Source organism: Bradyrhizobium sp. SYSU BS000235 (genome assembly GCF_049747295.1).
Classification (GTDB): Bacteria; Pseudomonadota; Alphaproteobacteria; order Rhizobiales; family Xanthobacteraceae; genus Afipia.
The window spans coordinates 5,292,913-5,305,069 of record NZ_JBMHJM010000001.1; the positions used below are offsets into that span (position 1 = coordinate 5,292,913).

Sequence of the window (12,157 nt, forward strand, 5' to 3'; positions counted from 1 at the left end):
GTGCAATAACTGTTTGGTAGTCTCGGCCGTCGAGAGGTAAGGGTGGTGGCATAGTGGCTTTCCGTACAGCCACGTTTTTCAAGCCACAATGTTCACAAGTGCCGGCGGCATGGTCTCAGGTCTTCGTCGATGAAAGCTGCACACCCTTCGATTCCAGGCCATACGCCACGTTCTGAACTCGGCGGCGCGCTTCGCGCATGCCGGACCGCGTTTATCGGTGTGGGCGTGATGAGCATGGTCATCAACGTGCTGTACCTCACCGGCTCCTTCTTCATGCTCGAAGTCTATGATCGGGTGTTGCCGAGCCGGAGTATTCCGACCTTGGTGGGCCTGATCGTTCTGGCGGGCGGTCTCTACGTCGTGCAGGGCGTGTTGGACCTTATTCGGAACCGGATTCTGGTCCGGATCGGATCAACGCTGGATGAAATGCTCAGCCAACGCGTTTACGACGTGGTGGTGCGCTTGCCATTGATCGCCGGCAATCGTGGCGAAGGTCTTCAGCCGTTGCGAGATCTGGATAACATCCGTTCTTTCCTGTCAGGAATGGGACCGGGAGCCCTGTTCGATCTGCCGTGGCTGCCGCTTTATCTGGCGATCTGCTTTGCGTTTCATCCCTTGATCGGCATTACCGCGCTTGTCGGGGCTGTGTTGTTGATCACTTTGACTGTGTTGACCGAATATCTCAGTCACGAGCCGATGAAGCGGACCGCGGGCCTCGCCATGCGGCGGCAGGAGCTTGCGCTTGGCAGCCGGAGAAATGCCGAGGTGCTGGTCGCCATGGGAATGGCCGGGCGCGTCGGCCGTCATTGGGACCAGTCCAACCGTGCTTACCTCGCCAATAATCAGCGCGCGAGCGACGTTGCAGGCGGCCTGGGCTCCATCTCCAAAGTGATGCGGATGACGCTGCAATCCGCCGTCCTCGGCGTCGGCGCGTATCTTGTGATCAATCAACAAGCCACTGCGGGCATCATTATCGCAGGCTCCATCCTCAGTGCCCGTGCACTGGCTCCAGTGGATCTCGCGATTGCGCACTGGAAAGGGTTCGTCGCAGCGCGGCAGAGCTGGCGCCGGCTGAACGGCCTGTTGGGCAAGATGCCGGAACAAACCGTTCCAACGTTGCTCGAACCGCCACGTGCGAAGCTCTCAGTCGAGGGACTGACCATTGCGCCTCCCGGTGACCAACGCGTCGTGGTCCAGGACGTGACATTCGCAGTGGAAGCCGGGCAGGGCGTTGGCGTCATCGGTCCCAGCGGGTCGGGAAAATCCTCTCTTGTTCGCGCACTGGTCGGCGTATGGCACCCCATGCGGGGGAAGGTGCGCCTGGATGGCGCGGCACTCGACCAATGGTCCTCTGAAGTTCTCGGCCGCTACGTCGGCTATCTGCCCCAGGACGTCGAGCTCTTTGCCGGGACGATCGCCCAGAACATCTCGCGCTTTGAGGACGATCCTGATTCCGAGACGATTATTGCCGCGGCGAGAGAGGCCGGCGTGCACGATCTCATCACCAGTATGCGGGATGGCTACGATACCCAGATCGGCGATCAGGGCAGCGTTTTATCGGCGGGGCAGGCTCAACGCGTGGCGCTTGCCCGCGCGCTTTATCGCAATCCGTTTCTCCTTGTCCTCGATGAACCCAATTCAAATCTCGACAGCGACGGCGATATTGCCCTGAACCGGGCCATTTCATCCGTGCGTGCCCGCGGCGGGGTCGTTGTTGTCGTCGCGCATCGCCCCATCGGCATCGAGAGCGTTGACCTCGTTCTGGTGCTCAAGGACGGCCGGGCCCAGGCCTTTGGGCCGAAGGAAGCGATCCTTGGTCAGGTTCTGCAGCGGCCCGTGGCCGCGCCGCCTCCGATCAAGATCGTCTCTGAAGCGGGAGGATCAAAGTCATGACGCGATCCAGCTTGGCGACAACGGAAGACAAGGTTCGTGGCTTTTGGGGCACCCTGTTTGCGCCATTGGAGCGCACCTCGATGTTCAAGAGTCTGGATCAGCCGGGCTCGCGAAAATCCATCCGTCTCCACCTCATCGCGGGCCTTACGATTGTGGCGCTGCTAACCTTCGGCCTTGGAGGCTGGGCGTCGACCGCTCAGATATCAGGCGCCTTGATCGCGCCAGGCTCGATCGTGGTCGATTCCAACGTCAAGAAGGTTCAGCATCCGACAGGTGGGGTGGTGGGCGAAGTTCGTGCCCGCGACGGAGATCGCGTCAAAGCCGGCGATATCGTTGTCCGCCTCGACGACACCATCACAAAATCGAGCCTTGCGATCGTGACGAAGGGCCTGAACGGACTTTGGGCGCGCAGCGCACGGCTTCTGGCCGAACAGGACGGTGCGGAACGGATCACGTTTCCTCCGCAGCTCATGGAGTCCTTTGGCGATCCGGAGGTTCAAACCCTGATCGGAAACGAGATCAAGCTGTTTCAGGTCCGATCCTCGAGCAGGGTTGGTCAAAAGAACCAACTCAGGGAACGCATCAGTCAGCTCAAGGAGGAGATTAGCGGGCTCGACGCGCAGGAAAATGCCAAGTCCCGCGAGATCGATCTGATTCAAAAAGAGCTTGTCGGCGTCCGTGATCTGTATTCCAAAAACCTGGTTCAGCTTTCGCGATTGACGACACTCGAACGCGATGCCGCTCGCTTGGACGGCGATCGCGCGCAGTTCATCGCGCAAAAGGCTCAGGCCAAAGGCAAGATCACCGAAACGGAATTGCAGATCATCCAGATCGACAAGGATCTCTCCAGCGAGGTCTCCAAGGAGATGCGGGAGATCAACGACAAGATCGGCGAATACGTCGAGCGAAAGGTCGCTGCAGAAGATCAATTGCGCCGCGTTGACATCCGCGCACCCCAGGACGGCATGGTGCTGCAATCGACCGTCCATACGGTGGGCGGCGTGATCACTGCCGGTGACACCATCATGCTGATCGTCCCGGACACGGACAACCTTTCAGTGGAAGCCAAGGTCAATCCTCAGGATATCGACCAGCTGAAAATCGGGCAGAAGACCCTGCTGCGGCTATCTGCCTTTAATCAGCGCACAACTCCTGAATTGAACGGCACAGTCAGCCGTATTTCCCCCGACACGACGACTGATCAGCGAACCGGGCAGAGCTATTACACCATCAGAGTGTCGATGCCGCCCGAAGAAGTCGCCCGGCTGGGCGACGTAAAACTCATCCCGGGAATGCCGGTGGAGGCGTTCGTACAGACCGGCGAACGCACCATGCTATCCTATCTGGCGAAGCCGCTGAGCGATCAGCTCATGCGCGCCTTTCGCGAGAAGTGACAGAGGATTGGTCACGGGCTGACATGGTTCAAACGCAATGAAGCGACTTAAGCAATACGCGCGGCGTTTTGGCTATGCGCGGCTTCTGAGCATTCTCCTGCTGATCGTCCTGCTGGGCGTTCGCGTGGCTGATCCGCTGCCGTTGGAGGAGTTGCGTGTCCGGACCTTTGACATGTACCAGATCCTCCAGCCGCGCGTAACGACGCAGCGTCCGGTAGTGATCGTCGATATCGACGAAAAAAGCCTTGGCAAGCTCGGGCAATGGCCGTGGCCGCGGACGCGCGTGGCAGATCTTGTCAAACAACTGACGAACCTCGGTGCCGCCGCGATTGCGTTCGATATCGTGTTTGCCGAACCGGATCGCCTGTCGCCTGCGCTTGCAGCCGATACATTCGCCAACCTGGACGAGGACACGCGCACGAAACTGCGCGTGTTGCCGAGTAACGATCAGGTTCTCGCCAATGTCTTGAAGGCGTCACCGGTTGTTCTGGGTGAATCGGGTCTTCCTCGGGCGATGCCGCAGGTCGCGCTCAAGCTTCCTTCGACCGGCCTTGCGACGCTGGGCGGCGATCCTCGTCCGTTCATGCTGAACTTCCCAGGTCTGCTGCGAAATATCCCGGTGCTCGAAGAAGCGGCTCCCGGACGGGGCTTGTTCACGATCCGCACCGAGCGCGACGGCATTGTCCGCCGCGTCCCGATGATCATGCAGGCGCAGGGCGAGCTGATGCCGTCGCTGACCTTCGAGATGCTGCGCATCGTCACGAAGTCCGGCACCATCCTGATCAAATCTGACGAAGCTGGCGTGAAGAGTGTTGCTGTGCCCGGCTTCGAGGTCCCGACCGATCGTAATGGACAGCTCTGGGTTCACTTCAATCGTCACGATGCCGCGCGTTATGTTTCCGCAGTGGACGTTCTGGAGGGGCGGGTCGGCGCGGATATGATCTCCCGCAAGCTGATCTTGATCGGAACGTCGGCGGTGGGGTTACTCGACGTGAAAACCACACCGGTTGATCCGGTGATGCCAGGTGTCGAGGTGCATGCACAGGTGCTCGAGAGCGCGCTCACGCGTTCCGTTCTGTCTCAGCCGAATTACGCGCTCGGGGCGGAGCTATTGGCGGCCATTCTGTTTGGCATCGCGATCATCTGGCTCGCGCCAGTGCTGAGCGCCTTCGCACTGCTTGCCTTCGGCGCGGTGATTGTCTGCATCATGGTTGCGACGTCGTGGTATTTTTATACCCAATACCGAATTCTGATGGACTTCACGTTTCCGCTGCTGTCGAGCACGGCAATTTATCTCGTTCTGGTCTTCGGCAGTTACTTCCGGGAGCAGGCGCAACGTCGCCGCATCCGCTCAGCCTTCGGCCAGTATTTGTCACCAGCACTCGTGGAACAACTCGCCCAGTCGCCAGAGAAACTTGTTCTGGGCGGCGAGGAGCGGGACATGACCATCATGTTCAGCGACGTGCGCGGCTTTACCAGCATTTCGGAGTCGTTCAAGCACGACCCGCAGGGGCTGACATCGCTGATGAACCGCTTTCTGACGCCCCTCACCAACGCCATTCTCGATCGTAAGGGGACCATCGATAAATACATGGGGGACGCCATTATGGCGTTCTGGAATGCGCCGCTGAACGACAAAGCACATCAGATCAATGCCTGCGAAGCTGCGCTCGACATGATTGATCGTATTGAAGTGTTGAACGTCGAACGCGAGCAGGAAGCCAAGGCAAACGGCAAGCCGTTTATTCCCATGCATGTCGGCATTGGCCTGAACACAGGCACCTGTGTTGTCGGTAACATGGGATCCGACCTGCGTTTCGATTATTCGGTGTTGGGCGACGCCGTCAATCTGGCGTCGCGTCTGGAAGGACAGTCGAAATCTTACGGCGTTCCGATCATTGCCGGATCAAAAACCGCACTGGTTGCCAAGGACAAGTTCGCTATCCTCGAACTCGACTTCATCACGGTGAAGGGCAAGAAAGAGCCCGAGGTGATCTATGCCATCGCGGGGCGCGAGGATATGGCCCAGTCGCCTCACTTTCAGCGGCTGCGGAATCTCACCATCGAGATGTTATCTTGCTACCGCAACCGGGATTGGGACGGGGCGCTCGCAGCTATTGCGAAAGGCCGCACGGCCGATGAAACGCATAGTCTAAAAGCTTTGTTTGATCTCTATTCCGAGCGGATTGCTGCGTTCCGGGAGACGCCTCCGCCCGAAAATTGGGATGGCGTGTTTGCGCTGACCACAAAGTGAGCAAAACCGGCCGCTATCTCCTGACGTGAACATAAGCAAGGCGTTTTTTTGGTGAATGACGGCTTGCATCACGCTGGTGAAGGCGACGGACACGTGCAATTCTCGTGACGGGTTCTTTTGAGTTGTTTGATGCCGATGACAATGTCCGTACATTTCTGGGGAGTTCGTGGGAGCATCTCGTGTCCCGGCCCCAATACCTTGCGTTATGGCGGCAATACGTCATGCGTCGAAATTTGCTGTGGTGACCATCACCTCGTCTTCGATGCCGGTTCGGGATTACGCATACTCGGCAACGCGATGGATCGAGAGGACAGAATTGCCGATATCGATCTGTTTCTCAGTCATTGCCACATCGACCATCTGATTGGTCTGCCGTTTTTCGTGCCTGTTTTTGAGAAGGGCAGCCGTCTGCGCCTATGGGCCGGCAACCTGAAGCCGGCTGGCGGGGTCAGGCAAACGGTGCGAAAACTGATGAGCTATCCGCTGTTTCCGATCGAGATCGAAATGGCGCAGGGGAAAATCGAATATACGGATTTCGAACCCGGAGAGAGCTTGAAACCCCGGCCGGGAGTCGTGGTGCACACCGCTCCGCTGAAACATCCCGGCGGCGCGACCGGGTATCGCGTCGAATATGGCGGACGGGCTGTCGCCTACATCACGGACACCGAACTCAATGACGACGTCATCGATCCAGGCGTGCTGGCGTTGGCCAAGGATGCTGCGCTCCTGATCGTGGACTCGACTTACACAAACGCTGAATTGCCAGACCATGTGGGATGGGGACACGCGAGCTGGCAGCAGACGGTGAAATTGGCGAACGCAGCCGGCGCCGAGAAACTCTGCCTGTTTCATCACGATCCGGAGCATGACGATGCTGAAATGGATCGCATTGCAGCCGCCGCCGATCAAGCGCGTCCGGGCACGATCGTGGCCAAGGAAGGCCTGTCGATCGAAATCTAGGCGCCCGCAGCGACAAACTTGGGCGTGGACTCATAAATAGCCCTCCCGATGCGGGGTGATGTCCGCTTGGCCCCCGAGATCGGATATTGGGGGGAACGAAAGCATGTCCGCGAGGGGCCAATAGCAGACATTATTGTCGCAGATGGCTTAGTCGAGTATGCTCAACTCTTGGTTCTATCGGGCAAGGATAGCTAATGTTCGGCTGGCTGCGGAGGGCTCCCGCGCCTCCCACGGAGGAGCAGCGACACGTGTGGCAGGCGTTGTCTGAGTATCCGCCTTATGCGCCACCCGAGTGGGATCCGGACAACAAGTCGATGCATGATGCGTGTGTCGAGTATCAGAACTACTTTTTTGATAGCAAGCCACTACGGCTCGAAGCGTTGCGCACTTTTCTTGCGAAGTTCGATATCGCGTTAGGTTTCGACGATGCCGGCATTTTGGCCCTATCCGAATGGATGCATAGGTACGCGGACTTGCTTGTCCGCGATCTTACAGACCATGCTACTGGGGAAGCATACCACGGTTTCTCGACCCCGTGGACAGGCGCGCTGGCGGGCCTCAATCCCATATTCGATATCGGCGTATATCATGCCGAATGCCTTTGGTTGCGCCGGACAAAGCTCAAATGGATTGTGGGTAGGGGCCCTCAAAAAACTATATCGACGCACTTCATTTCCGGTCTTCCAGGCACCGGCAAGTTATTCGACCCAATATTCGACGCATACATGAACTGCTGGAGTATCTCCAACGCAAGAAAAGAAGTGCGAAAACGCTTCCCGGCTGTACACGCCGACGCTGCGTTGGAGATAAAGCGCGACAGGTTTTATCGTCTCATCCTGTCCCAAACTCCACCGGGCCGCAGAAGCCGCAAAACGTAGCTGCGGACGCCGTCGTCGCGGGGCCATCTGGTAACTTTGCGTCGGCCACATTACTTTACCTCGCCGGAATATCCGAAGAGACCACTATGTTTCGTCGGTTGCATCGCGATGCCAAGCGTTGTCGGCCATGGTCCGCAGTGGGTCATTTGCGGCCCGTCTCTCGCGACGAATTTCCATTCCATGTCCGCGTTCGTTCGAAAGCCGACCTGATTTTAATGCCGCGATCACCACATACTCCTCTTCTTCCTCACCGAGGAGTATGCCATGCGAGACCTAGCAAACTTGACCGCGGTACGCGTACCCTGGAACAAAGGCAAGGTAACCGGCGCGGAGCCGCCGCTTCAGCCCAAACATGTCTGGTCGATCCGGACAAAACTCCAGATCGAGGGTCGCGTTCGCGACCTCGCCATGTTCAATTTGGCGATTGATAGCAAGCTTCGAGGTTGTGACGTCGTCACCATAAAAGTCGAGGATGTCGCTGCCAACGGATATACGGCGAACCGAGCGACGGTCCGACAGAAGAAGACCGGTCGGCCGGTGAGGTTTGAATCGAGCGAACAGACCCGTCAGGCGGTCGATGATTATTTAAAGGTCGCCAAGAAAAGGCCGGCCGAGTTCTTGTTTACAGGGCGCCGTGGTCCTGCACGCAGCATGACAACACGCCAATATGCGCGCCTCGTTTCTGGGTGGATTAGCCGCGCTGGACTGGATCCGAGGCTTTTCGGCACACACTCGCTCCGGCGCACCAAGGCTACTTTGATCTACCGCCGCACTGGCAATCTAAGAGCCGTTCAGCTGTTACTCGGCCACACCAAGATCGAAAGTACGGTTAGGTATCTCGGCATCGAGGTGGACGATGCTTTGGCCATATCAGAACAAGTCGACGTCTGAACTATCTGGGCAGGGCGGACATGCTCTGCCCAGCCTCCAGCCGCCGATTAGGGCCACTAGGCGACATCTTTGGTCGCATTTGATATGAAGAGGCCGCCTGCCTTTGTCATAGAGGTTCGTATGATAACCGATCGAAATGCACTGTCCGTTGAGGTGGAATACGTCATTGACGGGAATGACACGAAAATTGTGTTGGTGGTCGAGACGAATTTGCAGCTCGACCCTCCCGAGGTTGATTTTGATAAGGCGGCAGTAAATGCACTTTGCTCTGATCTAGAACGACATCGCTCATCAAATCCATACATCGACGCTGTGCGGCTAGTCAGAAAGCGGCCCGGACCGGCGGAGCCGCTGAAGCTGACCGGAACGTTGGGGATTGGGACCGCACGCATATTGGAGCCGTAGGGTTACCTTGGAGTTTGCTGGTGATGATATCCGATGATGAGCTGGACCGCAGGATTCTTGAACTCGCGCATCCCACCTTCAGCCGGAAAGTTTTCCGCATCGTTACGGAGATCGGTCAATCTCTCCCGGAGGGCGGCGAGGCGAAATACCATCGGGTGAGGGACCGCGTGCTGGCGCTGGTGGCCGAGGGAAAGATGATCGGCGAGCGGGACTTAACCGACTGGAAATTCGGTGAAGTCCGACGGGGCGACCCGGCAGGGTAAGACGACTCCGAACTCAATATAGTGCGATGGTCATTCCGACCGGATGTTCGTTTTGGGCCAAACAGCGACATCACCGGAATTCAAAGGTCAATGATGGGCGAGCATGCGACCTTCGGCAACTCGCGCCACACCGCAGGCTCGTGCAACTCTATGCCAGAGCAGCCCTCATTAATTCGTTGTGACGGGTCTCGGTCGTCTCATCCGCCGGGAACATGCATTCAATGCGCAGTTCCTGTGCCGCGACCGTCTGCGGGGTACCCACAGTCGTTACCATTGAGAAGTAGTTCAGAAATTGATCGTCCTTGACAAAGCTCATGGGGATCACAGGCATGAAGCTCAAAGCCACGGGGTTCTTCCACTCGCTGTTCACATCGGGATAAGCGAGCAATGCCGTGAGCAGTTCTTTGGTCTTCTCGTCCACGACGCGTCCGATCGATTCCCGATAAACACGTTCGAACAAGCTCTTCGCAACGTCATCCCAATTGGCGATGAAGGAACGCATGCCTTTGGGGTCAAACATCAGATGCAGCATGTTTCGCGGGCCTTTGCGAGAAGCCATGTCGATGAAACAATTAAAGAAGCGAGGCGTGCATTCATTGGTCATGAGCACGTTCCAATATCGGTCCATCACCAATGCAGGAAACGGTTCGTGCTGCCGCAAGATGCGCTTCAGAGCGTCCGTTACGCTTTTCATTTCAATAGAGTCCCAGGGACTATCGGAGAAAATTGGAGCATAGCCGGCCGCCAGTAGCAGGGTATTCCGATCTCGCAACGGAATATCGAGAGCCTGAGCAATCGCCGTCAGCGTCGAGCGGCTCGGAACGCTCCGTCCACTCTCGACAAAGCTGATTTGCTTTTGGGATACGCCGGTGTCGAGTGACAAATCGAGCTGGCTCTTCCCACGTACATCGCGCCAATGACGCAATAGTACGCCAAGTTCGCTTGTCGTCTTTCTGAGATTCGGCGATTTCATCAAATCCACCTTGCTATGAAACCATCGAACGATTGACCGTTCCCCGTTCCGGGCATCGGCAGGGTAACAGCGGCAGCCACCCACTGCAGGCGCGCATGCCTGCAGTGGGTGGCGAGTTCGTCCATGGAACGGTACATCAATTATTCCACGTATAGGCTTGGAACGGAGCGTCTAACGCCGGCTTTGTGACGCTGCCCGTGTAGTTCGTTATGGTGGAGGCGGCAACGACCGCTATAACTTCAAGCACGAGATCTTTCCCGAAGCCGGCGTCGGTGAATTGGTCAACATCCCGATCGTCGAGTCGTCCGCGCTTCTCAATCAGGGTCCTCGCCAGGGTCGAGAGCGCCGCATACTGGCTGTCTTTCGGCGCACGACCCTCGCGAATAGCGCTCACATCTGTCGGATCAAGTCCTTCCTTAAGCGCGAGCGCCGTATGAAACGCGACTGCCCAGGAGCAGGCATTTGTTACAGCGTTGGTGAGAAGAAGGGTTTGAATCTGCGCTTCCGTGAAACTACCGCCGTGAACCCTCTGGAAAAGGCCCACTAGGCTATTGATCAAGACGGGGGACGTTGCCATCGCACCAGCGATGTTCGGAACCATGCCAAATGCAGCCTTCAGACTTTGTAGCGCGGGCTTTGACTGCTCGGGCGCCGATTCGATCGTATAGATGGGAAAGCGTTCCATTTTTTTGACCTTTCATTAGCGTTGAGAGACCGAACAAGCCCGTGCATCGAGAATGTCTTCTCTCTTGTTGGACAAGAAAATGAAACGTGCGAGCGATGAACTCAATTACATGAGATGTAATATCTTTCGAGATGGCCAGATCTTGCTTCACCGCCATGACGAACCGTCAGCGGCGCACGCTACCGCTAAACCCCCACGTTCCAGAAAACTTGCGATGCTGCCTCTGACGCACGACTTCCGAGATGGGGCATTTGCAGATGTTTCCGGCGGGGCATGCGATGTCTGCTCTCCCTCTAGAAGCGGACAGCTCGGATTTATGAGTACGCACTCTAGCTATCGTCCAGCTTGTTCAAATCGCGCACCGACTGCATCAACGGTTCAAAGTTCTCACGAGCATCGAGTGCATCGAAGAGCTGGCCGGTGTCGGCAAGCAAGGCGCGAGAGCGGGCGATGGCCAGATCGATATCATCATGCGGCGTGGTGGACAGCCGGCCGTGGCCCGGTAACAGGAGCTTCGCGTCAAGACCTCTCAGCTTCTCGAGCGATCCGATGTAGTCGCTGATGCTGCCTGACCCAAAGATCCCGCCCATGACGCCGCCAGCCATCAGGGTGTCAGCAGCAAAGAGCAGTCCACGATTTTGATCGAACAGACTGATGCATGCCGATGTATGCCCCGGCGTATAGAGAACTTTGAGCTGAAAATTGCCAAGATCGATGATGTTGCCTTCTTCGAGCCAAATGTCGATGTGAACAGCCTCGTTGGGTTCGTTGAACATCTTCCGCAGCATTGCGAAGTCATCGCGAAGGGCAATCTTGTTGGCGGCGAGGCGATGGGTTGCGATGATGGTCCGGCCCTTAAAGAGGTGTGCCGCACCGATGTGATCCAGATGTTCATGGGTCAGAATGACCATGTCCAGGTCTTCGGGCTTGCAAGAGAGGCGGGCGAGGCCCTTTTCGATGTAGGAATAAGTCGAAGCGAGGCCCACATCGATCAGCACAGTTCGAGAGGTGCCCTTGATGAAATAGGCGTTGGCCGCGCGGCTCTTGAAGCGGAATTGGTAGACATCCTCCGCAGCCTTGATCAGGGAAAAGAGATCTTCGTTCAGTATGGTTTCGAATTCGATTCTCTGATGAGTGTTCATTTCCTGATTACTCAAGAACGACCGGCTTGAAATTGGCATTGTTGGAGGCGCGCAAGCGTTTGCTCAGAGCATCCATGATCATCAATGCAAAGGCAGGCTGCTGACTGACCAGATAGACAAAGCGGGCGTGGTTGATCTGCATCACCCGCGTGTGGTCGGCGGCCGCAACCGCAGTGGCGGAGCGGGGAGAGGCATCGATAACGGCCATCTCGCCGAAAAATTCGCCCTTGCCGAGGGTGGCGATGACGTTCGACCGATCGCCGGTTACTTTGATGATGTTGACGCTGCCGGCAAGCACCACAAACAGCTCGCGCCCGACCGACCCTTCCTCGAAGATCACCTGCGAGGCTGCATACTCATTGATGCACTTTTCAATGGCCATGGCACCCGTCCCGGGGCTTTACGCAATCGTAGAGCAC

11 protein-coding genes are annotated in these 12,157 nt (G+C 57.2%); 7 read left to right on the top strand and 4 right to left on the bottom strand.

The window, feature by feature from the left end; all coding sequences use genetic code 11:
• Nucleotides 1-129: 129 nt before the first annotated feature.
• The 7 genes from ACP0KA_RS24930 to ACP0KA_RS24960 all read left to right on the top strand — a co-directional run bounded on the left by ACP0KA_RS24930 (nt 130) and on the right by ACP0KA_RS24960 (nt 8,938).
• Entirely contained in the window at nt 130-1,893 is a 1,764-nt protein-coding gene (locus tag ACP0KA_RS24930) for a type I secretion system permease/ATPase (RefSeq protein WP_424631382.1), read from the top strand.
• 80 nt (nt 1,894-1,973) lie between these two features.
• Nucleotides 1,974-3,287 (top strand): HlyD family type I secretion periplasmic adaptor subunit, encoded by a 1,314-nt coding sequence (locus ACP0KA_RS24935; protein WP_424631714.1) that lies wholly within the window; start codon nt 1,974-1,976, stop codon nt 3,285-3,287.
• A gap of 37 nt (nt 3,288-3,324) precedes the next feature.
• Nucleotides 3,325-5,541, top strand: coding sequence for a CHASE2 domain-containing protein (locus tag ACP0KA_RS24940; protein WP_424631383.1), 2,217 nt, complete (start codon nt 3,325-3,327; stop codon nt 5,539-5,541).
• Nucleotides 5,542-5,670: 129 nt separating this feature from the next.
• Entirely contained in the window at nt 5,671-6,501 is an 831-nt protein-coding gene (locus ACP0KA_RS24945; RefSeq protein ID WP_424631384.1) for an MBL fold metallo-hydrolase, read from the top strand.
• A 248-nt stretch (nt 6,502-6,749) separates the two neighbouring features.
• Entirely contained in the window at nt 6,750-7,379 is a 630-nt protein-coding gene (locus ACP0KA_RS24950; protein ID WP_424631385.1) for a hypothetical protein, read from the top strand.
• 264 nt (nt 7,380-7,643) lie between these two features.
• A complete protein-coding gene (locus ACP0KA_RS24955) occupies nt 7,644-8,270 on the top strand; it encodes a tyrosine-type recombinase/integrase (protein WP_424631386.1) in 627 nt (208 codons plus the stop codon).
• A 425-nt stretch (nt 8,271-8,695) separates the two neighbouring features.
• Nucleotides 8,696-8,938, top strand: a complete 243-nt coding sequence (locus ACP0KA_RS24960; protein WP_424631387.1) for a hypothetical protein — start codon at nt 8,696-8,698, stop codon at nt 8,936-8,938.
• 148 nt (nt 8,939-9,086) lie between these two features.
• Here the strand turns inward: ACP0KA_RS24960 and ACP0KA_RS24965 are convergent, their stop codons facing one another.
• The 4 genes from ACP0KA_RS24965 to ACP0KA_RS24980 form a co-directional block, all read right to left on the bottom strand.
• Nucleotides 9,087-9,911: a helix-turn-helix domain-containing protein gene (locus ACP0KA_RS24965; RefSeq protein WP_424631388.1), complete on the bottom strand. Its 825-nt coding sequence runs from the start codon at nt 9,909-9,911 to the stop codon at nt 9,087-9,089.
• Nucleotides 9,912-10,047: 136 nt separating this feature from the next.
• Nucleotides 10,048-10,596, bottom strand: a complete 549-nt coding sequence (locus ACP0KA_RS24970; protein ID WP_424631389.1) for a carboxymuconolactone decarboxylase family protein — start codon at nt 10,594-10,596, stop codon at nt 10,048-10,050.
• Between the two features lie 329 nt (nt 10,597-10,925).
• Nucleotides 10,926-11,738 (bottom strand): MBL fold metallo-hydrolase, encoded by an 813-nt coding sequence (locus tag ACP0KA_RS24975; RefSeq protein WP_424631390.1) that lies wholly within the window; start codon nt 11,736-11,738, stop codon nt 10,926-10,928.
• A 7-nt stretch (nt 11,739-11,745) separates the two neighbouring features.
• Nucleotides 11,746-12,120, bottom strand: a complete 375-nt coding sequence (locus tag ACP0KA_RS24980) for a Crp/Fnr family transcriptional regulator (protein ID WP_424631391.1) — start codon at nt 12,118-12,120, stop codon at nt 11,746-11,748.
• Nucleotides 12,121-12,157: the final 37 nt, after the last annotated feature.